Here is a 24,176-nt window from a genome sequence, read left to right as displayed (position 1 = left end):
AATTTGAGTTGCGGCCAATATATAGGTAGGATAGGTGTAACAATTAGAGGTGAGTAAAGAATGTTAACGTTTTTATTTGAGTTAGACAAGGCTATTCCGCAGAAGGATGAGCCAAAGTATGATGCATATACAAAGGGTTTTATTGAAGGGGATTTAACGATCCGCGTTAGTGACAGCGTACTTTTTCAGAAGTCATGTATGAAGGTCGCAGAGCTCGGCATTTATTTAGGACAGTGGATGGAACAAGTGCAACACGGTCAAAACGTACATATGAATTATGAAACGAGTGACCGTGAGGAAGTTATTCTCGGATTCGTATATGAAGAGGAAGATCAGTGGAGAGTTACTTCTAGTTGGCAACAATTTGACCTTCAGGAATGCATATCCACGACAGCATTAGTAGAGAGCGTCGGGCGTTATTTATATGAGCTAAATAAGGAACTGCGTGCGATAGAATATCCTGTGACATTTGATCAGTATTTAAGAGGAGAGCGAATGATGCAGCTTTCTTACAAACGACTGTGTGATAGTAAAGCGGATACGACGTCGATAGAGGTTTACAATGAAAGCGAAAGAGTAGGCGCAGTACGGGGCTATTATAAAAATACGTTGATGAAAGTGCTAGACTTTATTCCGAAAGTCGGTAGTAATATCATTTACGAAATAAAGGATAGTAAAGACAACATTCGCGTCATTGCAAAGGATGTAAGTAGGCAGCGTCAAAGAAGGATTTTAGTAACGTACATCGATCATAATGATGCAGAGCACGAAATACTTGTATGTGACGGAAAGTTACTAGATGCAAATTTCCTATTTACCTTTACATATAAGACAGAAGAATATGTTGTTCACAAAACTACAATTGGGCTTGGAAAGTTATTACGCAACGGCTATGTAATCGCAGATTGGAATATTCGTCTTGAGGAAGATATGTATGACATCGAGATGAATGTATATGATGAGGGTTATATAGAGGATCAATACTTACTATTAGGCGTATTTCATGCTGTTTTGTATGGGTGATAAATGAAAAATACCGGTATTCTTTGTGAAAAGAATGCCGGTATTTTTATATGATTTTGTGTCCTCAATTAATCCTCAAAAATAAAAATCTCATTAATCGTACTATGAAGTGCCTTCGCTATATCGTGAGCGAGTTGTAAGGAAGGGTTATATTTTCCTTTTTCGAGATGGCTAATTGTTTCACGGCGTACACCAACAGTTTTCGCTAAATCTTCTTGTGTCATGTTCGATTTGGCGCGGTATTCTTTTATTCTCGTCACGAACGCCATGGCGCATCTTCCATTTCATCAACAGGTTTATCGTAAAAGAACATAGAGAAGCCGAACGTAAGAATGAGTGTGCTGAAAATAAGAGCGATATCAATCTCTTGTAGCACCGGGTTTGGAAATAACATTTCAATAAACATAATGATAGCGGTAGTTAGTAATGTAACGATAAATGCGTTGCGGCACGATTTATTGACGATTTGTTCAAATAGTTCATCGTGTTGAACCGTTCTATAAATCGTGAAAAAGGAGAAGAAACAGAACATAGTAAACAATCCTTTTTCATAAAAAAAGCCGAGGAAACCGAAGAAACCGAGAAATCCTAAATATTTAATCCAAGTTCTTTTCACGATAGATTCTCCTTTCAATGTTAGAAATAAAGTGAAACTTTAATCAGTGGGGGTTTTCTTCATCCCCCACTGATTATTAGTTGAACCAATCGGACTTTTATGGGCAGTTGATCCCCCGCCTAACTTCTTTGCTTTCGCTGAATTTTGAGGTGGGGGTCTTACTGCCCATTAAAGCGGGATAAATCACGTTATGTTATAAATATATCACATATGGAAATGTGTGATAATAATAGTTTTCCAATTCTTTTCATAATAATAGTAAAAAGAGGAAATATACTGCGAAATAAGGAGGATAATATTGTAAAATGGTTGTAAGGAGGGGGAGGAAGGAATGCTAACTTGGATCATGATCGTTGTATTACTTGTAGTGATTACTGTAGTGGCGACGGTGTTAATTGGGCGGAATGGTGATGCGAATTATAGTAAAGCGACAAAAGGGAATATTAAACGGCTGACGATCATCTATATTTTACTAGCTGTCGTTTTAATCGTTGGATTAGGCGTGTATATTTATTTTAAAGGTTGAAAAAACTGAAAAAATATAAAAATCTAAAAATGGAAGTATGCTATAATATTGATATAGTTATTTGGTAATTAAGGAAAGGATTGGATGGAATGATTGAAATTACGAATGTGTCGAAAAGTTATAATGGGTCTACCTATGCAGTAAAAGATTTAAGTTTATCTGTGCCTAGCGGAGAAATTTTTGGGTTTTTAGGACCGAATGGTGCGGGTAAATCAACAACAATTAAGATGATTACTGGTATTCATGGGGTGGACAAAGGAACGATTACGATTAACGGTAAAGATATTATGAAAAATCCGATGGAAGCGAAAAAGACGTTTGGTTATGTTCCAGATAGCCCAGATATGTTTTTACGATTAAAGGGAATTGAATATTTAAACTTTATGGCAGATATGTATGAAGTGCCGAAAGAAGTAAGACAAGAGCGAATTGAATCTTTAGCGAAGAAATTTGATCTGTACAATGCGTTATCGGATCAAATTCAAAGTTACTCGCACGGTATGAGACAAAAAATCGTTATTATTGGTGTGCTCGTGCATGAGCCAGATGTATGGATTTTAGATGAACCGTTAACGGGGCTTGATCCGAAATCTGCGTATATTTTAAAAGAAATGATGAGAGAACATGCGGATAAAGGGAAAATCGTATTTTTCTCGACGCACGTATTAGAAGTGGCAGAAAAAATATGTGACCGCGTTGCAATTATTAATAAGGGAAATCTTCAGTTTAAAGGAAATTTAGATGAAATGAGAGATCATTTTAAATCCAATGAATCACTTGAAAAAATGTTCTTGGAGATGACGGGCAATGAGTAAAATTTGGACGTTAACGAAAGTATTATTGAAATTAAATTATGCAGATTTTATAACAGATAAGAAGAAGCGATGGGCGTATGTATTTTCATTTGCAGCCATTTTATTTGTCGGCTTTTTAATATTTGGTTCTATCACGCACGGAATGTATGAAGGAATGAAACATTTAGGGAAAGACCCAGGAATGATTATCGCAATGGGGCTTGCGATTGCGAGTATATGGGTATTTTTAATGAGTATAACGAACATTTTAACTGTATTTTACTATAGTAATGACATTGAAATGTTATTGCCATTACCATTGAAACCAGCACAAATTATTTCGGCAAAATTTTTAACGGTATTAATTACACAATACGTAATGAGTTCATTTATTTTATTACCAATCTTTATTACGTACGGTTTAAAAAGTGGCGCATTTATTACATATTACATATACATGATTTTTATTTACTTACTCTTCCCGATTGTGCCATTAGTATTAGCTTCGTTACTGATGACAGTTATTATGAGGTATACGAATATAGCGAAAAATAAAGACCGAGGCAATATATTTATTGGAATCGTAAGTATACTATTTATTGTAGGAATTAATGTATTTTTACAGTGGAAAAATAAAAGCTCGTTTTCTGAAGATGCACTTACGAATTATCTTGCGAACAACCAATCTTCACTTTTAGTACAAATGACAAATTATTTTCCAACTACATATTTTGGAGCAGTAGCATTAGTAGAAAATGCAAATTGGAAGGGTCCATTATACGTAATTATCTTTGCACTTATTTCATTTGTATTCTTTGTGTTGTTTTATTACATTGCAGAGCGTACATATTTAAAAGGGGTTATTGGACTTTCAACGAGTACAGCAAAAAAAGAGGTCATTTCAGCAGAAGGTTTACAGAAATCAACGGTACAAAGTTCACATTTAAAAGCATATGTGAAAAAAGAATTTAAAACGTTATTCCGTACACCACAATTTTTCTTAAATTGTATCGTACAAACTTTCGTTATGCCGATTATGTTATTCTTTGTTTTATTCGTGCAAGATGGAAATTTAAAGTGGATCACAGGGTATATTGATAATCCAAAATCAGCAGGTCTTGCAATTGGCGTTGGCCTTTGTGCATCGTTATTTTTAATGGGAAGTAACGTCATCGCAACAACATCATTTTCACGAGATGGAAGTTCATGGTTTGTGAATCGTTATTTACCTGTAAAAGCTTCGGATATCTTTTTTGCGAAAGCGATAACGGCTTGGTTAATTAATGTAATTATTTTAGCAGTATTCGGTATTACGATGGCAGTTGTAGCGAGAGTTTCTCCTATCTTCATGATCCTTTGGTTTTTACTAAGTGCGAACGGGTTATTGTTAATTAATTTAATCGGTACACGCTGGGATGCACAAACTGCAGATATACATTGGGATACAGAGCAGAAATTATTTAAGAGCCGATATACAACATTGTGGAACTTTTTAGCTAATATCTTTATAGCTTTAGTTATTGTAGCGGGAGTAAGTTTATTATACTTCTTCCTTCAAGTAGGACTGTGGGTTATGTTTATTGTTTTATTTGTATTGTTTACCATTACCAACTATATTTTAATTAAAATGTTAAAATTAGGTGCAGAACGCATATTGGCAAATATTGAATAAAAAGATAGATCCTCTGTATTCGTGCAGGGGATTTATCCATAGATGGAGGAGAAAAGGTGAAGAAAATAGCAATTGTAACAGGGGCAACTCGTCTGAATGGAATTGGTGCAGCTGTATGCAAGGTGCTTGCTCAAGAAGGGATAGACATTTTTTTCACGTACTGGTCTCAGTATGATAAAGCGATGCCGTGGGGAATGCATGACAAAGAGCCCTTTTTGTTGAAAGAGGAGATTGAAAGTTTAGGTGTTCGTTGTGAAATGGCAGAAATCAATTTATCGCAGTCGTATTCGCCAAATCGTTTGTTTTATATGGTCTCAGAACGTTTAGGTGATCCATCTATTTTAATTAATAATGCAGCGTATGCTGCTCATACGAGAATTGAAGAATTAAATGTAGAGCAGTTAGATAAACATTATACAGTGAATGTACGCGCTACGATGTTATTAAGTTCATTATTTATAAAACATTATGCACTGAAAACGAGTGGCAGTATTATTAATCTTACTTCAGGGCAGTCGTTAGGTCCGATGCCAGATGAACTAGCATACGTAGCGACGAAAGGAGCAATTGAAGCATTTACAAAATCAGTAGCACCAGTTGCGATGGAGAAGGGGATTACAGTAAATGCAGTTGATCCAGGACCGACGAATACAGGATGGATTACGGAGGAGCTGAAGCATCATTTAGTGTGGAAGTTTCCGCAAGGTAAAGTAGGGGAACCGTCAGATGCAGCACGCTTAATTTCTTTTTTAGTAAGTGAAGAAGCAAAGTGGATTACGGGTCAAGTTATTCATTCAAATGGTGGTTACTCATAAATATATTATGTTAACAATGGTTGAGAAACAAAAAAAGGAAAGAAAATTTTATTTTTTTGTTTAAATAAAATGTCAAGAAAGATAAAAATTTGATAGGAGAGTATATCGTCATATGAAGATAGCATTTCTTCATGTGACAATATACTCTTTTTCTTTTGCTAGAGCGGAGAAAAATGTAGTAGAAGAAACTCGAATGTTCGAATAGGTTTATCGTTTTTTGTACGTATTATTATGAAGATTACTGTCGGAAAGATGGTTATTCGTATGAAAAGGGATTTTTTAAGGGGAAATCGAATCGTAAAGGGGAGGATAAATTATATAAACATAGGGGGATTTATATGAAAATGAAAAAGGTCGCTATCGCATCGATAACAATTGGTACAATGCTTACTATGGCAGCTTGTAGCCCTTCAGCAGATAAAGAGAAAGAAAAGAAAGAACAAGTAACAGCGCAAAATGAAGGAGAAGTAAAAACGACAAATGCAGATGAGACGTCAAAAACAACGAAAGATAATGAAAAAGAAACAAATACTTCTTCGAATGAAAAAGGAGATAAAGATGCAAAAAATACGAAAGAATCATCAGGGACGGAAAGTAACGGTAAAACATCATCTCAAAATGAGAATGTGAAAACAAAAGAAAAAGAGACGACAGGAAAAACGAATGACCAAACGACTAGCGGAAAAACAACAGATCAAAGTACAAGTACAAATTCAAACGGAAAAACAACGAAAGATCCGAAGAAAAGCGTAGCTGTGAAAACAAATGTTAAAGAAGTTGCTGCGTTAATTGAAAGTTTAGACAAGCAATTAGCTGCAAATCCTAAATTAGAAACAGTAAATAAACTTGGAAAACAAATTAATGAAAAGTGGGATGTAATCGAGAAAGAGTTAGAAGCATCACATCCAGCTGAATCTAAAACAATCGGACAAAGTATGTATCCGTTAATTGTAGGAGCGGAGAAAGAAAAGATAGATATTAATAAAATGAAGTCATTAACGGCGAAAACGAAAAAAGATTTAAATCAGTTATTGACGAAACTTTCGTAGTTTCAAAAGCCTACTGTGGAAGTAGGCTTTTTTTATTGTTGTAAAAGCCTATTTATTTTCAATTACGATACGAAATGAACCGAATGCTTGTTGACTGACATAATCTTCTTCACTAGTTTTATAAGGAAATGGAAAAGCGACGAGCTGAAAATTACTTTCTTGATCCACTGAAGGCAATGTGAAATTGAAGATTTGTCTTGTTTCAGGTGCAACCGCAGTATAAACGACTTTATTATTATTAAATATTTCAACTTGTTCCCAATCTTTAAATGCCACGATTGCGTAAGTCATTTCATCTTTTGTTTCATTACCATTTGATAAGGTTAATTGTTTGCCTTCTTTTTCAGAGAGGACAGTTTGTAAGTTCTGTTCATTGTTCGTAACAAATAATGGTTCATAAAGATCATCTTTTAAAATGGCATTTGGATCTATAAAGGTGAGCTTTGTTTTTTCGCTTCCCTCCTGAGTAGAATTTATTGAGTATCGCATACTTAAAATCTCTTCTAATATAATCGCTTTATTTAAGTCATTATCTTTTAACTTATATTCAGGTTTTTTAATGATTAAAAAGGTTAATTCACTTGCATGAGGAGAAGTGTGTAAAGAGATTTTCGTAGTAATTGAACTATTTGGTTTCATATCAAAAGAATAGTGTGATACTTCATTAGCAGCTTCTTCTATTTTAAAAGGTTTTTGTTCGTAATCTTCTAGGACAATTAATCCATATTTTCGGTCTTCATCAACATTATGTATGAATGATAACGATACATTTATTTTATTATTCGCCATAGTAAGTTCACTACCATTGTTAATATGTTGACCTTTAGTATTCTTCAACCCGTAAGAAATAGTATTGGTTTGTTGCTCGCGCTTATTTTCCTTAGGAGATGTATGTGGTTGTATGATTGAAGTAGGGAACAAAACATAAATTATAATTAACGAAATAAGTATAACACTGATAATAATATACATTTGTTTCATAAATAGCACCTCAATATATTTAAAATATAAGAGAAAAAAGATATGCAAGATGCATATCTTTTTTCTCTTTCTTACCAGGAAGCTTTTGTTTCGTGATTCACATCATTATAACCATTTAATTTATAGGTATGATTACCAATAGCGTAATCATCTCCATAATAAATACTTGTATTGGTTGCTGTAGCACTTACATAAGTTGATTTTTTGGCACTATTACTTTTCGTATTCACTAATGAGCCATCGCCATTGAAAGTTCTTGCTTTTGCATAAATATAGTCTTCGATCGTAGTTGATTTCGATTTAGCAACTGCATATGGGTTACCGAAAAAGGGAGTATACACGCTAATGTTAGAGTCATTCTTAGGTGCAGCTGCAACAGTCAAACTAGGAACATTAGATGTTTTTGCTGATTGAACAGTATCAGAGTCAACTAAAACAGGCTGCTTGTCTGCAGTGCCCACCTCTGTAGCACTTGCGTTATTAGTAAAACCAAAACCTAAAACCGCTAACCCTAAAGTTGCCACCGCTAAAGATTTTTTCATATTCACTAATTTTCCCACCTTTTTTAAATTTTTGAGTTCGAACTCATTTCATACAATATATGAAAATTTTGAAACTCTCAATAACTTGTCCCATACTTAACTTACCTTTTACTTTTGATTCAACATTTCTTCATTTGTAAAAAATCGAATATCTCTTCTAATGCTTAGCCAGCAAGGGAAACAGGTTTACCTTTATGAAATTCGTGTAAATTTAAATCTATTCATTTCATGATCTCTGTTATTTTTAAGGTTATGTGGGAAACTTATCTAAAAAAGGATGGTGATAAAAATGACAATCGATCGAGTTTGTACAATTGGGCCAGCAAGTAATAATAAAGAAACGTTAGCGCAGTTAATAAACAATGGTATGAAAATAGTGCGGTTGAATTTATCACATGGCACGCATGAAAGTCATAAAGATATTATTCGTTTAGTCAAATCGCTAGACGATTCTATTAAAATTTTAGGGGATGTACAAGGTCCTAAAATAAGATTAGGTGAAATAAAAGGAGAACAAATTACACTTCAGGCGGGAGATTCTTTTACTTTGCATATGCAACCAGTTCCAGGGAGCAATAAGGAAGCAAGTGTCGATTATGAAAGTATCGCGAATGACGTGAAAGTTGGCAGTAGAATTTTAATTAATGATGGCGAAGTTGAGTTAATCGTTGAAATGGTAAGTCCGGATAAAATAGAAACAAAGGTCAAAACAGGTGGTAATATTTCATCTCATAAAGGGGTGAACTTACCAGGGGCAATCGTTCGTTTACCAGCTATAACAGAGAAAGATAAAAAAGATATTCAGTTTCTTTTAGAAGAGGATGTTGATTTTATCGCATGTTCTTTCGTAAGAAAACCTAGTCATATAAAAGAAATACGAGATTTTATACAACAGTATAAAGAAACATCACCTAATATAATTGCAAAAATAGAAACGATGGAAGCGATCGAGAATTTTCAAGATATATGTAAAGAAGCAGACGGAATTATGATTGCAAGGGGCGATTTAGGGGTAGAGTTGCCGTATCAATTTATTCCGCTCTTGCAGAAACTGATGATTCAGGAATGTAATCGAACGAGTACATATGTTATTACAGCGACACAAATGCTTCAATCCATGGTAGATCATTCTATTCCAACAAGGGCTGAGGTAACGGATGTGTTTCAAGCTGTACTGGACGGAACGAATGCTGTTATGCTTTCTGCTGAAAGTGCGTCAGGCGAGCATCCGATTGAAAGTGTAAAAACGTTACGTCTCGTTTCTGAATTCGCTGAGCATGTGAAAAAAGACGGTCCTTTTGTGATGAAAGATGTACTGGACTTGTTGCATAAGTCTTTGGATGAGTGATAAAGTGAAACTTTAATCAGTGGGGGTTTTGTCCATCCCCACTGATTATCAGCCCTCACCAATCGGGCTTTTACGGGCAGTTGATCTCCTACCTAACTCCTCCGCATTTACTGAATTTTGAGGTGGGAGTCTTACTGCCCGGCGAATAGGGGGATAAATAAAAAGAGGGCGGATATGTATCCGCCCTCGTGTGTTTCATCCATATTATTCTTGCTCTTGCTCGTCCAAAATTTTATCAAAAGCAGCAGATACTTTATCAAACTCTTCATCATTTTCAATGTATGAAAACTCATTATCTTCTTCTACTTTTAAAAAGAAAATATCAATGTCTTCCTCAGAATCTGTTTGAATGTCTTCTACGAAAGCAACTGCAATATATTCTGCACCTTCGACATCCATCGCTCCAAGTACTTCTACTTCCTGATCCTCATTATTCTCATCACTGAGAGTAAACACTTCGCCAACTTCAATATCAGACATATCCATTCTCCTCCTGTTCGACTCTAAAAAATAGAGCGCTCAAACTGTATACATACTAACATATCTTTCCATGAAAAATCAATTTCATACATTAGAAAAACAACTGATTCTTCAATAGAATAAGTATTTAGCTAGAAGGAGTTTTATTTGTGAGTGCTATATTACTTAATCCATTCAACAATTGTATCCATATTTTGTCTTGTTTTATCACGCTTTGGATCTTCTTTACGGTAACCAAAGGCAACCATAACAGACACTTCAAGATTATCATCTTTTATAATGCCTTCTTGACGAAGTAAAGAATCTACTTTCTCTTTATCAAATCCTTCTATTGGACAAGAGTCAATGCCAATTTGAGCTGCACTCGTCATCATATTACCTAAAGCAATATAAGATTGCTTAGATGCCCAATCAAATACAGCACGATCGGATTGTAATAAGTTAAAATCTGTTTCCTGGAACTTTTTGAAGAATTCATATCTAATTTTTTGAGTGTCTTCAGGCAATCCAATAATATCGTTCATCATATATTTAATATACTCTGCATCATAATGCATATCTTTAATGTTTCTTGAAAGAACAATGACAAAGTGACTAGCTGTTGCAAGTTGCCCACCAGCGCCCCATGAATATGGTTGTAGTTTTTCTCTTACTTCTTTATTTTGTACGACAATAAATTTCCAAGGTTCATATCCAAAAGAAGAAGGAGATAATCTGCCTGTTTCTAAAATGAATTTAAAGTCCTCTTCTGAAATTTTGTGCATAGGATCGAACTCTTTACATGCATGTCTGAAATGAAAAGCCTCCATAATTTTTTCTTTTGTAAATTGGTTTGTATGTGTCATAAAAGTTCCTCTTTTCATTAAATTATTTTTGTAAGTAAATTATATTTTTAAAGTAACATGGATACAAGTACGCACATTTATGTGTTATAGTATCAAAAAAGATACTATTGGTAAGGGAAGGGATTTATTATGGATTGTTCAAACGAAAATAATATAAATTACCCATTTTTAAATAAATATTCTTGTCCAGTGGAAGCTATGGTTGAGGTTATTGGTGGAAAATGGAAAGGAGTTATTTTGTATCATTTATTAGATGGTACAAAGAGGTTTAATGAATTAAAAAGATTAAAACCTAATATCACACAAAGAATGTTAACACTGCAGCTGAGAGAACTTGAAGCAGATGGCATCATACATCGTGAAGTATACCGTGAAGTGCCGCCAAAAGTAGAATATTCATTAACTGAGCTTGGTGAATCACTACGTCCAATGATTTTATTAATGATGGAATGGGCAACTCATAATATGGAGAAAGTTTTGGAGAGTAGGAATACGAAAAATAATAGTTAAGAGTTGGAGAAATAAAAGGTGTTTTCCATAGGTGAAGACACCTTTTATTTTTTATTTTCTAAAATTTTGGTTGTCATTAAAACGCATGTGAATCTATTCTAGGGATGTGCTATTGATTTTGCTATAAATCAAAAACTTTCTTTTTAGTAGTGGAAATTGCATCTAATAAAAGGAAAACAGCTGCTATAAAATGTAGAACCAGTTCTATATAAGGAAAGAAGGCAAATAGGGTAACGATAATACCGATAGAATGAGGGTACGTATTCATGCCTTCTTTTTTAGCCAATAAAATAGTAGTGATATGTAAAGCAATCAATAGGAGTAAAGGTATCCCATAAAGGTTAAAACGACTTAGAAATAAAAAACAAAAAGGAATCAATAAAAGATGAGAGATCCCTGTGGTCCACTTTAGTGCTTGTATGTAAGTTTTCAAAGTAAATCCTCCTAAAATCATTCATATCTATATATTACCAAAATTAATAGGTGATTGGATATTAAATGTTTATGGTTTTTAGTAGGATGTAATTATTTTATGTTAACTAATTGTTTTGTTATCTATAAAATAGAAAAACCACCCAAACGAGGGTGGTTCGTATTATAAATAACTACTTAAAGAAGAAAGGGGAATCTGCACCTCACTACCTTCCTTCATATTTCGCAGCATAACGGTTTCTGTATTAAGTTCTTCTTCTCCAATAATAAGCACATAAGGGATATTCTCTTTATTCGCGTAATTAAGGGCACGTTTTAATTTACGTCCTGCTAGTTCGAGTTCGACTTTTAAGGAAGTGGTAGAACGTAATTGCTGGGCAATTTGTAAGCATTGTAATTCTGTCCCGAGTGGGATGATAAATACATCTGCTGTAGATGATATAGTTTCTTTCTGCGACAGTGCTGTATAAATAACGTCTAAACCGAATGAAATACCGACTGTTGGATAGCTCATATTATCGCCACGGAATGCCCCGATAATATTATCGTATCGACCGCCACTACCGATGCTGGAAGTAATCGATCCATCTTTTAAAAAGATTTCATACACGGTACCTGTATACATTGTAAGTCCTCGTGCTAAAAATGGATTGAATATAGCATTCTCATTTATTCCAAGGGCAATCAAATATTGCTGTAATTGTTGTAATTCGTTTACTCCTTCGGCAACGAGTGGAGTATTGAAAGCTTCTGTAAAGTCAGGAATTGTAAGCTTTAGAGAAGATAAAACGGTATTACATATCGTATCAGCCATTTCTTCAGAAATTCCGCGCTCTAATACATCTTTTCGTACACCATCAATCCCAATCTTTTCGATTTTGTCTAATGATAAAATGACGTCACTCGCTAGTTCAGTAGGAATGTTAATAGACTCGAGAATACCATTTAACAATTTTCGGTTATTATATTGGATCGTTACTTCTAAGTTTAACGTTCGGAACAGTTCAAACGCCATGCTCATAAGTTCCGCTTCTGCCATGACAGATTCTACACCAACGATATCAACGTCACATTGAATGAATTCACGAAATCTTCCTTGTTTAATTGGCCCATCTCGAAATACTTTTCCAATTTCATACCGTTTAAAAGGGAGGCGGATGTTCGGGTTCATTGCTACGACTTTTGCGAATGGAATGGTTAAATCGTAGCGTAAGGCAAGGTCACGTTTTCCTTGATCCCTAAGCGTATATATTTCTTTTAATATTTCATCACCACCACCGTACTTGTAAGACATAAGCTCATACATATTCAACGTTGGTGTTTCTAACGGTTTACATCCGTATCGTTCGAACGTATCTTCACAAGCTCTTTTAATTTTATTTCGCAGCACTTGTTCCTCTGGTAAATAGTCTTTTGTTCCTTTTACATTTTTCATTTCCATTGTAATCACTCCTTTTTAAATTAAAAAAAGCTATGCAGGTATAAAAATACCCACATAGCTTTATGAACGCTTCGTGGGTCAACAGGAAAAGCCCTGTACCCACGAAGAAAAATTTTTCTTCGGATACACGGCGTTACGTATGATGATGAAGTTGGAAAGAAGTATTAACATTTCGCATGACGAATCTCTCCTTAACATAAGTTTTTCCAAATTATATCAGATGATTTTTGAATTATCAATATTTTTAGTTTTGAAATATACGTGAAGTTATGTAGGAGAAATGGAAAAGGGTGTATAATAAAACTTAATAATATGAAATAACTTTTTAAGGAGAAACCCATGAAAAAAGATAAAACAAATGCGATGCGAATATTAGATAAAGAAAAGATCGAATATTCGATGATGTCATATGATCCGGAAGATGGAAAAATTGATGGTGTATCAGTAGCCGAGAAAATTGGACGAGAAGTGAGAGAAGTATATAAAACGTTAATCGCTCAAGGAAATAGTAAAAATTATCATGTGTTTATCATCCCGGTAGATGAAGAACTAAATTTAAAAGCTGCTGCAAAAGCGGTAAGTGAAAAGAAAATTGAAATGATTCCTGTAAAAGATATTACGAAAGTATCAGGATATATTCGCGGTGGTTGCTCACCAGTCGGAATGAAGAAGTTATTTTCAACGTGCATTGATGAGAGTGCGCAATCGCTTGAAACGATCATAGTAAGCGGTGGAAAAATTGGTATACAAATTGAGCTGAATGTGGATGACTTGGCGAAAGTGACGAGAGCGCAGTTTGGTGAGATAACGAAATAATGATACATAGGATGAGAAGTTTTAGTTTTATTAAGTTTAGATAAGAAGTTATAGGATAGTTAGTCCATTATGGGGCTGATTATCCTTTTTTATTTACAAACTGAATAAAGATTGACTGTTTAGTTTGATATAGGCATGTGATCTGAATTGTTTGCTTGGCTTTGGGAGGAGGGCGATGCCTCGTTGCAATTAAATAAACAAGCCGAGTTACTCTTAAAGATAGACAAAGGGATGGGAGGGGGAATGAGGGTTCAAGAAATACCCATAAGAAAGCACGTATTGGGGGGCGAGTATTTTGGAAATACCCCACGCTAAGAATATGCAAGATTTTATACAGTTTTTTTTGCTAATCCAGTAACAAACAATAACCTTAAAACCACGTTAGGATAGGAATGTATAAAAAAAGTATAGATTCATAGAACTAAAAAAGATTTCCTTGTGAGAGCAGGGTTCTCCTTTTTCCTCGCTACGGATGATGAGACGTTATGTTAACCTCATATGTACATGTTATACATTGTTCCTTATTTAATTAACGGTCTGTTTAGTTGAATAAGAAATCGTTATAATTAAGGAAAAGTTTAGTAGGAGGGCACTATGACTATATATTTTTTTCAGTTAGAGGCTATCCCACACCCAGATAATCCAGAAAAAGAAGAATGTGTAGGTGCATATATAAATTGTTGGGTTAAATCAATAAATGAAAAAAACGCATTGAATAGAGCGAAAAAGTACGTCAATAATGAAGGGTGGGAGGTAATAGATATTTTAGACCGTTTTATTGCTAATCGAAATTTATATGAAAGTGATAGTGAAGCTGAGGAATCACTTAAATGTTTTGACGAAGCAATAAGAAATAAGATTTCCACAATCTTTTATATTTTTTCTAGTGAAGACGATGACAATTAAGATGCTGGAGTTAAAAAATAAAAAATAGATCATTAAACAACTTTCGCTAATGAAAATTTTGCAAATAAGCTGTTCACTGGATTCTCATAGAAAACTGTGGTGAGATAAAATATTTGATTTTGCAGCACTTCAAAATTTTAGCTAGATGGCCATATATCGGATCCCACAATAAAAAGGGAGGAACATATCAAATATGTTCCTCCCTTTCATTTCAGAGAGACGTTATGTCAATTAGATGTGTATAGAATATACAAGAGGAACTCTTTACTACTTACACGAATCTATTATAATTGAGACCGTCTTGATAATAAGGGGGGAATCACATGTTTAAACAATTTGGGGCATTGATAAAGGGAGAAATAATAGATTGAAATTTATAAATTGATTGAGCATCTAAAAGGAGTATAAAGTATTTTGAAAAAAACTAAAATGAGAAACTATGTGAAATTATATATTCTTTACTTAATCATTGTTTTAATATATTTCCTATTGTTTGATTACAGTAAAGTATATATTAAGGGAAAAATAAATAACGAATTTTTATTTCAATTATATTTATTAATAGGGCGTATTAGTATGGGTTTGGGAATATATTTTATTCCAGAGAAGCTAGGTATTAAGATTAAATTTAGATTTAAATTTCTTATAGCAGTTATCGCAATAATAACTACTATAATTTTTCTTGATATAGTTGGTTTAATTGAATAGATTTGATAACTTCCTATATCGAAAATTATGCAATTAAGCTGTTCACTGGGTTTTCATAAAAAACTGTATTGAGATGAATTTTTTGATTTTGCAGCACTTCAAAATCTTAGCTAGATGACCACGTATCGGTAGCCCGCAATAAAAAGGCAGGAACATTTCAAAAATGTTCCTGCCTTTCATTTTAGGGAGATGTTTCCTAACAGTTGATTTTGTTAACGAAAGTCGACTTTAAATCCATATTTTGTATAGAATATAGTACATATAATAAAAGTATGAGGTGATACAGTGAGAGAAATTCAGATTCATAAAATTATTGCGGATAAGAGAAAAGAAAAGGGAATTACACAGGAAGAGTTAGCGGCGTATATCGGTATTACGAAGGCATCTGTTTCCAAATGGGAGACAGGGCAGAGTTATCCGGATATTACATTTTTACCACTGTTAGCATCGTACTTTAACATAAGTGTTGATGAACTAATTAGTTATACACCACAAATGGAGCAGGAAGATATTAAAAATTTATATCATAGACTAGCGGAAGCATTTAGTGAAGAACCATTTGATGAAGTAATGTTGGAATGCAGAGAAATGATTAAAAAATATTATTCTTGTTTTCCGTTATTACTTCAAATGGGACTACTTTTTATAAACCACCACATGTTAACAGAGGATACGGATAAAAGAATTGAAATTTTAGAAGAGGCAATGTCTCTCTTTATCAGGGTGCAGGAAGAGAGTGATGATGTTTCTCTTGTGAAAGAGGCGGCATCGTTTCAAGCAACTTGCTATCTTATACTCAATAAACCAAATGAGGTGCTCCAATTACTTGGCGAAACGATACGTCCTAATTTTCCAGAGGGAGATTTAATCGCACAAGCGTATCAAATGCTTGGAAATACTGAAAAGGCGAATGAAGTGATGCAAATTAGTATGTACCAACATTTAATACAACTCGTTGCAACAATACCGAATTATGTAGTAGTAAATGCTTCAAGCGCTGAAAAGGTAGAGATGATTTTAAATAGAGCTTTTATATTAATAGACGTGTATGAAATAGAAAAACTACATCCCAATATGACTTTAAAAGTATACTATGCTGCTGCACAAGTATATTGCATGCAAGGAAATTTTGAAAGAGCATTAGAAATGTTGCAGAAATACGCAACAGTTTGTGCAGCTAGTTTCACAGTAAATAGTCTGCATTTACACGGCGATTCATATTTTGATGCGATTGATGGATGGTTTGCAGAATTTCCGCTCGGTGCTAAAACGGTTAGAAATGAAGAAATTATAAAGCGAAGCATGCTACAAGGTATTGCGGAGAACCCCATTTTCGCATCTATGAAAGATGTAAGAGAGTACAAAAATATAATAGCGAGTTTGAAATTCAAATTGGATATAACAGATTAGAGGGAGGATAAATATAATGACCTTTGATGAATATGAAGTAGCGATAAATAGTAAATTTACTTTGCGCGGTACGATTACGAAACCGAAAGCTGACGGGAAGTATGCTGCTGTTGTCATTATCGCTGGATCTGGAGAAGTTGATCGTGATGGAATGATTGTACCGTTAAAGCTTGCGTCGAATATTTACAAAGATTTATCACATGTAATAGCGAGACTTGGAGTAGTAACGCTTCGCTTTGATAAGCGCGGGGTAGGAAAGAGTGAAGGGGAATTTCAGAAGACAGGAATGTGGGATTTAGTTAGTGATATAGAGGCTACGATTACGTATTTGAAAGAACAACCATTTGTTGATCCGGAAAATATCATTTTAGTTGGTCATAGTGAAGGGTGTATGTTAGCAACTGTAGTAAACGCAAGAACACCAGTTAATGGACTCATACTTCTTACAGGAGCTGCGGAATCGTTAGAAGAGGCTACGAAAAGACAAAGAGAGATTATTTATAAGGAGTTAAAAGAGCAAAAAGGAATAAAAGGAAAGTTAATGCGTCTTCTCAATATTGAGAAACGAGGAGAAAAGCAGGCGCAAAAAGCAACAGAGAAAATGATAAACTCAAAAAAAGATATTGTAAAAATTGGTTTTAAGCCAATGAACGCAAAATGGTTTAGAGAGCATTTTCAGCATGACATTTATAAAGATTTAATGAAAGTAACGTGCCCGGTGTTAGCGATTGCTGGTGATAAAGACTTTCAGGCAAATCCTGAAAAAGCGAAGAGAATTGTTGATTATGTGCAAGGTGACTCTGAAGTGTATGTAATAAAAAATATGGATCATACCTTAAAATATTTTGAAGGTGATTTTAAAGCGTTACAATTTAAAAAGATTTATGTGGAAAGTGCGGATAAGCCACTTCATCTAGAGTTGGAAGAAATAATTGTGAATTGGATGGATGCGCGTTTTATCTCGCAATACGAGGGGGAGAAGACTTCCAGCTCAATATAAGGCGGATGTGAGAAAGCTTAATTGCTTGTAAAAGCTCGGTTGTTGTAGGTGGATTTAGTTTGGTATTCGGATTATAAGTTTTTTATGGTGTTTTTCATTTTGGAATGGTTAATTAGATTTATTAACCTTTAAAAAACGAACATTAAAAATGCTTTCGTTAAAAATGTTCACTTTTAGATTGCGTACACACTAAAAGTTTGATATATTACCAATATAATAATTTTACACATCATCACTCGTATATACTCGGTAATATGGTCCGAGCGTTTCTACCTAGTTCCCAATGAAAGAACTGGACTACGGGTTAAAGTATTCGGCCGTGCTGTTCAATGAGCGCTACCGATCTATAATTTGGCAATTGTTTTATCTTTTGCTCAATTAACTTTGACTACCGTAGTTCTAGAAAGTAGAGATTCTTCTACAATTTCTAGAACTTTTTTGTTTGGACCAAAAGCATCGAGTATAGAAAACAACAAGAGAAAGAGGAGATTATTTATGAAGAACAATATGCTGAAAAAGTGTGCGGCGCTAGTAACTACTACGGTATTGTCATTCTCAATACTTGCGGGGTGTAATGCGAGTCCAAAACAAGTAGTAGAGGCAAAAAGTAATCAACAACCTATTTTAATTCAAGGGCCAATGCCGATTGAGGCTGAGAAGTTTGCAAAAAGGTTAAAAAATGTGAAAGAAGAAAAGTCTGGAACTTTCGTATTTTATAAAGGCACTGTCGACAATTATCCTGTAATCGTAGCGAAAACAGGTAAAGGAATGGAAAATACAGCAGCCGCTACAGCAGTGGCTATTGAAAAATATAAGCCTATAGCGATTATTAACCAAGGAACATCGGGTGGACATGATCCTAATTTAAACGTATTTGATATTGTTTTAGGAAAACAAGTAGCAAACATAGGTTCATTAAAAACATCAAATATGGATGAGAATCAAGGGATTGAACCAACAAAATGGATTTCAATGGACTTAATGGCTTCTGAAGGTAGTGCAGGAGAAGATCCAAATGCAGAGAAAATCCGATACTACGAGGGAGATAAGGATTTACTTGCAGCAGCTAATGCGGTAAAAGATAAATATACAAAAGGTAAAGTGGTTGAAGGGACTATAGGTTCAGCAGACCTTTGGAATAATGAAGTGGATAGAATTAAGTGGTTCCATACAAAATACGGAACATCTGTAGAAGAAATGGAAGGTGCTGCAGCGGCGCAAATTGCAAAAGCTTATGATGTACCATTTTTAGGGATTCGAGTATTATCTAACAATAAAACAAACGGCGGAAAATACAATCCAAATACAGCGGCGGCAAATCAAGAATATGTATATGAAGTAGTTAAAAAGTATATTGATACGTTGCCAAATAAATAGTAGTAGTTTTGTCCCAACATAAACGTCAAGTAACTTTAAAAGTTTTCGAGACTGATAAACGTATATTAGGAATAGTAGTTGAAAAAGAAAAGTTTGTTTCTTATTAAAAAATATAAGAAACAAGCTTTTTTATTTAAAATAAATTGGGTAATTAAACTAAAACATTAATGTTTATCATTGAATATCATAATAATATAATGGAGGTGATGTTATATGGCTCTTACTACAGGACCAATTGAAAACGTAGGAAATCAACCTGCTAATGCAAATAGAGTTAGGGTGAAGATCCTTAACCGTACTGCGGGCCCACTTACTGGAGTAGCTAGAGTTTTTAGACTTGACGGTTCATTAGCATTAATTGAACAGGTAAACTTCAATGTGAATTCTAATGCTTCTACTTTTGCAACTCTAAGTTTAGTTCATCCTGCTTTTGGACAAGCATTTGAATATGAAGTTCAAATTGTTCCTAATCAACCTGGTGGACTATATAGTGTTTATGGACTAACAGCTGAAGGTGTTATCATTACTGCACAACGTGTTGTGAACTCAGAATTGACACAGTTTCTTTAATTAAAATAGATTGGTGCCTTACATGGTATCCAATCTATTTTTGTACTTATTCTTCAGAGGAAGAAGGGTTTTACACAAAAAATAAAGACAGTTATAGAAAAAGGAAAAGTCGATTTATCAAATATGCATAATTGCATAAAAAAATTGAAATTTATAAGTTAACATTAAACTACTTTTTAATTGTAAAGAATATTTTAATAATCTTTACTAGAGAAGGATATTCCTTGTGAAAAGTAGATAAACCAAAAGTGTGGAAATGATACAGACTCAATAGAGTTTTTGTATTAAATAAAAAGAAAAGGGTGGGTATGGCTTTCTAAAAGTTGTTGGGGGTTAGAGAGCACTTTTTAGTTAATAGCTTCAAATTATATGTTAAAGGGGAAATGGGTATATGAAGTTTCGAAATACAAAGCTTGCTATGGTTACACTATCTTCATTTTTTATTTTAGGTACTGCATCTCTATCATTCACAGATATCATACACGGTGAAGTAGCTTCTGCATCACCACAAGAGATTACTGTAAAAAGCTATGATGATACATATTATAATAATGCAATAGGAAAAACGGGTTTAGAATTAAAGAAGGAACTTCATAACATTATTGATGATCATACAAAGTTATCATACAGTGCGGTTTGGGAAGCACTAAGAGATACGGATGAAGATCCAAATAATAAAAACAATGTGATACTCTTATATACTGGGCGTTCGCAAGGGAAACTTACGAATGGTTCAGGAGTTGATAATTGGAACCGAGAGCATGTTTGGGCAAAATCTCACGGTGATTTTGGGACGACTGCAGGAGCTGGAACAGATTTGCATCATTTAAGAGCGACGGATGTATCTGTAAATAGTTCACGTGGAAATCTGGATTTTGATAATGGTGGTGTGAATCATTCGGAAGCGACAGAATGTAAATACGATAGTGATTCTTGGGAACCTCGTGATAGTGTAAAAGGAGATATCGCTAGAATGCTATTTTACATGGCTGTTCGTTATGAAGGAGACAACGGCGAAATAGACTTAGAATTAAATGAAAAGGTGAATAACAATAAAGATCCATACATGGGCAAACTATCCGTTTTACTAAAATGGAATGAACAAGACCCGGTAGATGATTTAGAGCGAAAGCGTAATGAAGTGATTTTTACGAAATATCAACATAATCGTAATCCTTTTATTGATCATCCGGAATGGGTAAATAAAATTTGGAACTAAAATACTTAAAGGTATTTTACTTTGAGAGAAGGGATTGATCATAGTGATCAATCCCTGTTTATATCTATACTAAAATAAATGATTTTTATAGGAATGGAGAATAGATATTGTATCAAGTTAAGTATAATATGGGTCTTTTAATAAGGTCCCCACTCAATATTCACACCAACAATAAGAAAAATAAGTCCGATGATAAACCAAATGAATGCAAGTGGAGCCATAAATCGAATCCATTTTCCGTAAGAAATGCCGCTAGCTGCGAGGACGCCCATTAAAACACCGGAAGTTGGATTGAGACAGTTCACTACACCTTCTCCAAGCATAACGGCTTGTACTGTAACTTGGCGTGTAATGTGCATGAAATCAGCTAATGGAGCTAATATCGGAATGAAAATAACAGATTCTCCTGTCCCGGATGAAATGAGGAAATGTAATGCTGCACTACTTACATACATACCGAGAACGCCAAATACAGGGCTATGTCCTTCGAGAGACTGTGCGAGCTGATTCACAATTGTATCAAGTAATTTGCCTTGTTCTAAAATGACTGAAATACAACGAGCCATTCCGACGATCAAAGCACCGTAAATGAGATTTTGGCAGCCTGCTAGAAAAGTAGAAGCAATATCGTTTGCTTTCATGCCACCTATTATTCCCGCTGTAATTGCGATGAAAATAAAAGTAGCGGTCATTTCTGCGTCTGTCCAATGTAGACGAAAAGCACCTATTAAAAATACAATTAATGATAAAGCTGAAACGAGTAAAATTAATTTGTGACGTATTGTCCAAGGAACTTCAGTTTTCTCTATTTCTTTCTCACTTGTAAGAGCATTACTTGGAAACCAGTTATCTCCGAGTATGCTTCCTTTATTCGATTTTTTTAAACGTTTTACATACCAATTAATATATAAAATGGTGGCAATTAAAAAAGAGATATAGATTGCTGTGCGTAAACCAATTCCCGAAAACATCGGAAGTTCTGCGATTTTTTGTGAAATACCTAAAGGTGAGGGAGATAAAATAGTAGCATTAAAACCAGCATAAGTGCCTAAATAAATAATTGCTACGCCGACGATAGCGTCCCATTTTAATGTGCGCGCAACGATGATGCCGATGGGGATAAATCCAATAACTGAGTTTACGATAATACCAGTCGTTCCGAGAATAGAAAAGAGTGCGGCGACAATGCAAATGAAAAGTAATTGCTGATTACGAAATTTGTTAATCACATGATAGATTAAACCGTCAAGAGCACCTGTTTTTTCAAGAATGGCAATGGCTCCACCTGTAAATAAAATTAAGAAGATGATCGGAGCAGCAAGTGTCATTCCTTTTTCAATAGCGGTAAAAAAAGAAACAAACCCTACCGGCGATTGTGGAACAGAATGATAACTTCCTGGTATTGTCGTTGTAACAGTGCCGTTTGTAACTCTTTTAAATTCTCCAGCAGGAACGAAATATGTAGCTATTGCACAAAGTAAGGCAATAAAAAATAGTAGTACGTACGCGTCAGGCATTTTAAACTTTCGTTTACTCGGCTGCTTTTTTATCTCAGTATGAAATTGCATAAAAACCCTCCTTTTTCACTTAGTTAATTTTTAATATTCTGAAACTTATCCGTGGAATAGATTATAATAAAGGTGGCTTCTTAAGGCAATAGTTTTTCTGTCCTTTTCTTACGCAAACAAATTATTGCAACGTTAGACAGGGAAACGAAAATAACCCAAGAATATGTTATATAGAAGGAATAAGGAAAAGAGGGGAAAAAGATGTGGAAAACTACGGATCTATGTGATGAGTTTGAAAAGGAATTACAAATATGTCGCCAGTCTTTTCGGTCGTTTGGGAAGAAGGAACAGTTTTACGGGAAAATTGCAACGGTAAAGGTGAAGGATGATAATGTACTAGTGAAGGAAGGATTGCAAACACTACCAGAAGGAACGGTATTAGTTGTTGATGGCGGAGCGTCTACGAATTGTGCGTTACTTGGTGATAACTTGGCAGCTATTGCGGAGGAAAGAAAGCTGGCAGGAATTATTGTAAATGGATATGTTCGAGATTCTAGTGAACTAAAGAATATTAATATTGGTATTTTAGCGTTAGGTACAATGCCAAATAGAAGTGTAAAAGAGGGAAAAGGCGAGCGGAATATTTCGTTGCAATTTGGACGAGTAGAATGGAAACCGAATGAATATGTGTATGCGGATGAAGATGGCGTCATTATTAGTGAAAAGAGTTTGCATCGTTAAAGGCTAGTAAGTTACTATTCTTAGAAAATAAATCCGATAAAGCATGGACAAAATTCTTTGTCAATAGTAAAATAATACAGAAATTTAAAATTAACAGAATGTATAGGTTTATCGTTTTACGATAACTGAAATGGAAGTAAGTAGTGCCTAGAAAAGTGAATGTTATCACAATGATACGTTCATAAACAAAATTATTTTTCCTATACAAATATAGCCGCGAATGATGCGGGTCGGAGGTGTTGCACAGTTTGTTCGACACTTACAAAAAAAGAGTGTCAATTGCACGCCCTTGAGGGGCCTTTTTTTGTGTAAATAGTAATAAGGGAGGAAATTTTGGGATGGCAATGTTGAAAAAATGGCTGCTTACGTCGTTAATGGCAGTTACACTTGTATTTGTTTCTTTTGCGAATACAGTACATATTACGTTTGCTGAAGGAAATACAGCAAAACTTGCAATTATTGGTGAATCACAAAAGGGCATTATGTTATGTCCGAAAGAAGAGCAGATTACAGATGGGGAAACAGCTTTAAGTTTGCTGCAAAAAGTCATGGGGGACAAAGTAACAGCAGAGACGATGTCTTTTGGAACGTATGTTAAAGGCATTGACGGCTTAATGGCCGGGGACACAAGTGGCTGGTTGTATGATGTAAATGATAAATCTGCAGAAGTTGGAGCAGATAGTTATAAATTAAATGCTGGAGATGTTGTTGTCTTTCGTTTTGTTGCAGACTGGAGCAATATGAGCCAGGAAACATTACAGCAAACATTAGATAAATTTGGTACTTGTAAAACTGTAGAAGAACCAAAGACAGATGATCCAAAACAAGAAAAACCAGAAGAACCAAA

At 34.6% G+C, this 24,176-nt stretch carries 27 protein-coding genes and 1 riboswitch; of the genes, 18 read left to right on the top strand and 9 right to left on the bottom strand.

Annotation, left to right across the window (positions count from 1 at the left end; genetic code table 11):
* Positions 1-60: 60 nt before the first annotated feature.
* Positions 61-1,023 (top strand): tubby C-terminal domain-like protein, encoded by a 963-nt coding sequence (locus MR113_RS18120; RefSeq protein ID WP_242255961.1) that lies wholly within the window; start codon positions 61-63, stop codon positions 1,021-1,023.
* Between the two features lie 68 nt (positions 1,024-1,091).
* Here the strand turns inward: MR113_RS18120 and MR113_RS18115 are convergent, their stop codons facing one another.
* Both MR113_RS18115 and MR113_RS18110 read right to left on the bottom strand, forming a co-directional pair.
* Positions 1,092-1,292, bottom strand: coding sequence for a helix-turn-helix transcriptional regulator (locus tag MR113_RS18115; protein WP_242255960.1), 201 nt, complete (start codon positions 1,290-1,292; stop codon positions 1,092-1,094).
* Positions 1,280-1,639, bottom strand: a complete 360-nt coding sequence (locus tag MR113_RS18110) for a DUF3796 domain-containing protein (protein WP_242255959.1) — start codon at positions 1,637-1,639, stop codon at positions 1,280-1,282. Before MR113_RS18110 ends, MR113_RS18115 begins: the two co-directional genes overlap by 13 nt.
* A gap of 331 nt (positions 1,640-1,970) precedes the next feature.
* Here MR113_RS18110 and MR113_RS18105 point away from each other — a divergent pair, with 331 nt between their 5' ends.
* From MR113_RS18105 to MR113_RS18085, 5 genes are all read left to right on the top strand, one after another.
* Positions 1,971-2,165: a hypothetical protein gene (locus tag MR113_RS18105; protein ID WP_061680295.1), complete on the top strand. Its 195-nt coding sequence runs from the start codon at positions 1,971-1,973 to the stop codon at positions 2,163-2,165.
* An 89-nt stretch (positions 2,166-2,254) separates the two neighbouring features.
* Entirely contained in the window at positions 2,255-2,980 is a 726-nt protein-coding gene (locus tag MR113_RS18100) for an ABC transporter ATP-binding protein (protein WP_000570199.1), read from the top strand.
* Positions 2,973-4,631 (top strand): putative ABC transporter permease subunit, encoded by a 1,659-nt coding sequence (locus MR113_RS18095; protein ID WP_242255957.1) that lies wholly within the window; start codon positions 2,973-2,975, stop codon positions 4,629-4,631. Before MR113_RS18100 ends, MR113_RS18095 begins: the two co-directional genes overlap by 8 nt.
* Before the next feature lie 56 nt (positions 4,632-4,687).
* Positions 4,688-5,446: an SDR family oxidoreductase gene (locus tag MR113_RS18090; RefSeq protein ID WP_242255954.1), complete on the top strand. Its 759-nt coding sequence runs from the start codon at positions 4,688-4,690 to the stop codon at positions 5,444-5,446.
* A gap of 338 nt (positions 5,447-5,784) precedes the next feature.
* Positions 5,785-6,495 carry a hypothetical protein gene (locus MR113_RS18085; protein WP_242255952.1) on the top strand — a complete coding sequence of 237 codons (711 nt, stop codon included), beginning with the start codon at positions 5,785-5,787 and terminating at the stop codon, positions 6,493-6,495.
* A gap of 48 nt (positions 6,496-6,543) precedes the next feature.
* Here the strand turns inward: MR113_RS18085 and MR113_RS18080 are convergent, their stop codons facing one another.
* Positions 6,544-7,476 (bottom strand): hypothetical protein, encoded by a 933-nt coding sequence (locus tag MR113_RS18080; RefSeq protein ID WP_242255950.1) that lies wholly within the window; start codon positions 7,474-7,476, stop codon positions 6,544-6,546.
* A gap of 71 nt (positions 7,477-7,547) precedes the next feature.
* Positions 7,548-8,024 carry a XoxI protein gene (locus MR113_RS18075; RefSeq protein WP_242255948.1) on the bottom strand — a complete coding sequence of 159 codons (477 nt, stop codon included), beginning with the start codon at positions 8,022-8,024 and terminating at the stop codon, positions 7,548-7,550.
* 271 nt (positions 8,025-8,295) lie between these two features.
* Between MR113_RS18075 and MR113_RS18070 the strand changes: the two genes are divergently transcribed.
* Entirely contained in the window at positions 8,296-9,366 is a 1,071-nt protein-coding gene (locus tag MR113_RS18070) for a pyruvate kinase (RefSeq protein ID WP_242255946.1), read from the top strand.
* Positions 9,367-9,570: 204 nt separating this feature from the next.
* Here the strand turns inward: MR113_RS18070 and MR113_RS18065 are convergent, their stop codons facing one another.
* The gene (locus MR113_RS18065; RefSeq protein WP_097819705.1) at positions 9,571-9,852 is read right to left on the bottom strand and encodes a DUF1292 domain-containing protein; all 282 of its coding nucleotides are present in this window, start codon (positions 9,850-9,852) and stop codon (positions 9,571-9,573) included.
* 155 nt (positions 9,853-10,007) lie between these two features.
* Positions 10,008-10,691, bottom strand: a complete 684-nt coding sequence (locus MR113_RS18060; protein ID WP_242255944.1) for an NAD(P)H-dependent oxidoreductase — start codon at positions 10,689-10,691, stop codon at positions 10,008-10,010.
* A 129-nt stretch (positions 10,692-10,820) separates the two neighbouring features.
* On the opposite strand from MR113_RS18060, the gene MR113_RS18055 reads away from it, so the two are divergent.
* The gene (locus MR113_RS18055) at positions 10,821-11,201 is read left to right on the top strand and encodes a winged helix-turn-helix transcriptional regulator (RefSeq protein WP_000340656.1); all 381 of its coding nucleotides are present in this window, start codon (positions 10,821-10,823) and stop codon (positions 11,199-11,201) included.
* A gap of 121 nt (positions 11,202-11,322) precedes the next feature.
* Here the strand turns inward: MR113_RS18055 and MR113_RS18050 are convergent, their stop codons facing one another.
* A complete protein-coding gene (locus MR113_RS18050; RefSeq protein WP_242255942.1) occupies positions 11,323-11,634 on the bottom strand; it encodes a hypothetical protein in 312 nt (103 codons plus the stop codon).
* A 162-nt stretch (positions 11,635-11,796) separates the two neighbouring features.
* Entirely contained in the window at positions 11,797-13,074 is a 1,278-nt protein-coding gene (locus tag MR113_RS18045) for a histidine--tRNA ligase (RefSeq protein WP_242255939.1), read from the bottom strand.
* A 339-nt stretch (positions 13,075-13,413) separates the two neighbouring features.
* Between MR113_RS18045 and ybaK the strand changes: the two genes are divergently transcribed.
* The 8 genes from ybaK (at position 13,414) to MR113_RS18005 (ending at position 21,080) form a co-directional block, all read left to right on the top strand.
* Positions 13,414-13,890 carry a Cys-tRNA(Pro) deacylase gene (gene ybaK / locus MR113_RS18040; RefSeq protein ID WP_242255937.1) on the top strand — a complete coding sequence of 159 codons (477 nt, stop codon included), beginning with the start codon at positions 13,414-13,416 and terminating at the stop codon, positions 13,888-13,890.
* 594 nt (positions 13,891-14,484) lie between these two features.
* Positions 14,485-14,796 (top strand): hypothetical protein, encoded by a 312-nt coding sequence (locus MR113_RS18035; protein ID WP_242255935.1) that lies wholly within the window; start codon positions 14,485-14,487, stop codon positions 14,794-14,796.
* Between the two features lie 414 nt (positions 14,797-15,210).
* The gene (locus tag MR113_RS18030) at positions 15,211-15,504 is read left to right on the top strand and encodes a hypothetical protein (RefSeq protein ID WP_242255934.1); all 294 of its coding nucleotides are present in this window, start codon (positions 15,211-15,213) and stop codon (positions 15,502-15,504) included.
* A gap of 285 nt (positions 15,505-15,789) precedes the next feature.
* Entirely contained in the window at positions 15,790-16,914 is a 1,125-nt protein-coding gene (locus MR113_RS18025) for a helix-turn-helix domain-containing protein (protein ID WP_242255932.1), read from the top strand.
* Between the two features lie 16 nt (positions 16,915-16,930).
* Entirely contained in the window at positions 16,931-17,914 is a 984-nt protein-coding gene (locus MR113_RS18020) for an alpha/beta hydrolase family protein (protein ID WP_242255930.1), read from the top strand.
* 216 nt (positions 17,915-18,130) lie between these two features.
* Positions 18,131-18,234: riboswitch (purine riboswitch) on the top strand.
* A gap of 175 nt (positions 18,235-18,409) precedes the next feature.
* Positions 18,410-19,291 (top strand): 5'-methylthioadenosine/S-adenosylhomocysteine nucleosidase, encoded by an 882-nt coding sequence (locus tag MR113_RS18015; protein WP_242255928.1) that lies wholly within the window; start codon positions 18,410-18,412, stop codon positions 19,289-19,291.
* Between the two features lie 213 nt (positions 19,292-19,504).
* Positions 19,505-19,861, top strand: coding sequence for an ATPase (locus tag MR113_RS18010; protein WP_242255925.1), 357 nt, complete (start codon positions 19,505-19,507; stop codon positions 19,859-19,861).
* Positions 19,862-20,252: 391 nt separating this feature from the next.
* A complete protein-coding gene (locus tag MR113_RS18005) occupies positions 20,253-21,080 on the top strand; it encodes an endonuclease I family protein (RefSeq protein WP_016135002.1) in 828 nt (275 codons plus the stop codon).
* 137 nt (positions 21,081-21,217) lie between these two features.
* Here MR113_RS18005 and MR113_RS18000 read toward each other — a convergent pair whose 3' ends face one another.
* A complete protein-coding gene (locus MR113_RS18000) occupies positions 21,218-22,648 on the bottom strand; it encodes a YfcC family protein (RefSeq protein ID WP_242255922.1) in 1,431 nt (476 codons plus the stop codon).
* A 201-nt stretch (positions 22,649-22,849) separates the two neighbouring features.
* Here MR113_RS18000 and rraA point away from each other — a divergent pair, with 201 nt between their 5' ends.
* A complete protein-coding gene (gene rraA / locus MR113_RS17995) occupies positions 22,850-23,329 on the top strand; it encodes a ribonuclease E activity regulator RraA (RefSeq protein ID WP_242255920.1) in 480 nt (159 codons plus the stop codon).
* 338 nt (positions 23,330-23,667) lie between these two features.
* Positions 23,668-24,176 (top strand): DUF4430 domain-containing protein (locus MR113_RS17990; protein ID WP_242255919.1); only part of this gene is annotated, 509 nt, incomplete at its 3' end.

The organism is Bacillus cereus group sp. BfR-BA-01379, from assembly GCF_022663605.1.
Lineage (GTDB): Bacteria > Bacillota > Bacilli > Bacillales > Bacillaceae_G > Bacillus_A > Bacillus_A mobilis.
The sequence above is the reverse complement of the archived record's forward strand: the minus strand, read 5'-3'. Positions and strand labels throughout refer to the sequence as shown.

Bases quoted from the DNA above. Each gene is read 5' to 3' on its own strand.
- MR113_RS18065 (WP_097819705.1), bottom strand. From the start codon at position 9,852: ATGGATATGTCTGATATTGAAGTTGGCGAAGTGTTTACTCTCAGTGAT.
- rraA (WP_242255920.1), top strand. From the start codon at position 22,850: ATGTGGAAAACTACGGATCTATGTGATGAGTTTGAAAAGGAATTACAA.
- MR113_RS18060 (WP_242255944.1), bottom strand. From the start codon at position 10,691: ATGACACATACAAACCAATTTACAAAAGAAAAAATTATGGAGGCTTTT.
- MR113_RS18005 (WP_016135002.1), top strand. From the start codon at position 20,253: ATGAAGTTTCGAAATACAAAGCTTGCTATGGTTACACTATCTTCATTT.
- ybaK (WP_242255937.1), top strand. From the start codon at position 13,414: ATGAAAAAAGATAAAACAAATGCGATGCGAATATTAGATAAAGAAAAG.
- MR113_RS18070 (WP_242255946.1), top strand. From the start codon at position 8,296: ATGGTGATAAAAATGACAATCGATCGAGTTTGTACAATTGGGCCAGCA.
- MR113_RS18120 (WP_242255961.1), top strand. From the start codon at position 61: ATGTTAACGTTTTTATTTGAGTTAGACAAGGCTATTCCGCAGAAGGAT.
- MR113_RS18080 (WP_242255950.1), bottom strand. From the start codon at position 7,476: ATGAAACAAATGTATATTATTATCAGTGTTATACTTATTTCGTTAATT.
- MR113_RS18000 (WP_242255922.1), bottom strand. From the start codon at position 22,648: ATGCAATTTCATACTGAGATAAAAAAGCAGCCGAGTAAACGAAAGTTT.
- MR113_RS18100 (WP_000570199.1), top strand. From the start codon at position 2,255: ATGATTGAAATTACGAATGTGTCGAAAAGTTATAATGGGTCTACCTAT.
- MR113_RS18045 (WP_242255939.1), bottom strand. From the start codon at position 13,074: ATGGAAATGAAAAATGTAAAAGGAACAAAAGACTATTTACCAGAGGAA.
- MR113_RS18010 (WP_242255925.1), top strand. From the start codon at position 19,505: ATGGCTCTTACTACAGGACCAATTGAAAACGTAGGAAATCAACCTGCT.
- MR113_RS18115 (WP_242255960.1), bottom strand. From the start codon at position 1,292: ATGGCGTTCGTGACGAGAATAAAAGAATACCGCGCCAAATCGAACATG.
- MR113_RS18105 (WP_061680295.1), top strand. From the start codon at position 1,971: ATGCTAACTTGGATCATGATCGTTGTATTACTTGTAGTGATTACTGTA.
- MR113_RS18035 (WP_242255935.1), top strand. From the start codon at position 14,485: ATGACTATATATTTTTTTCAGTTAGAGGCTATCCCACACCCAGATAAT.
- MR113_RS18015 (WP_242255928.1), top strand. From the start codon at position 18,410: ATGAAGAACAATATGCTGAAAAAGTGTGCGGCGCTAGTAACTACTACG.
- MR113_RS18095 (WP_242255957.1), top strand. From the start codon at position 2,973: ATGAGTAAAATTTGGACGTTAACGAAAGTATTATTGAAATTAAATTAT.
- MR113_RS18085 (WP_242255952.1), top strand. From the start codon at position 5,785: ATGAAAATGAAAAAGGTCGCTATCGCATCGATAACAATTGGTACAATG.
- MR113_RS18020 (WP_242255930.1), top strand. From the start codon at position 16,931: ATGACCTTTGATGAATATGAAGTAGCGATAAATAGTAAATTTACTTTG.
- MR113_RS18055 (WP_000340656.1), top strand. From the start codon at position 10,821: ATGGATTGTTCAAACGAAAATAATATAAATTACCCATTTTTAAATAAA.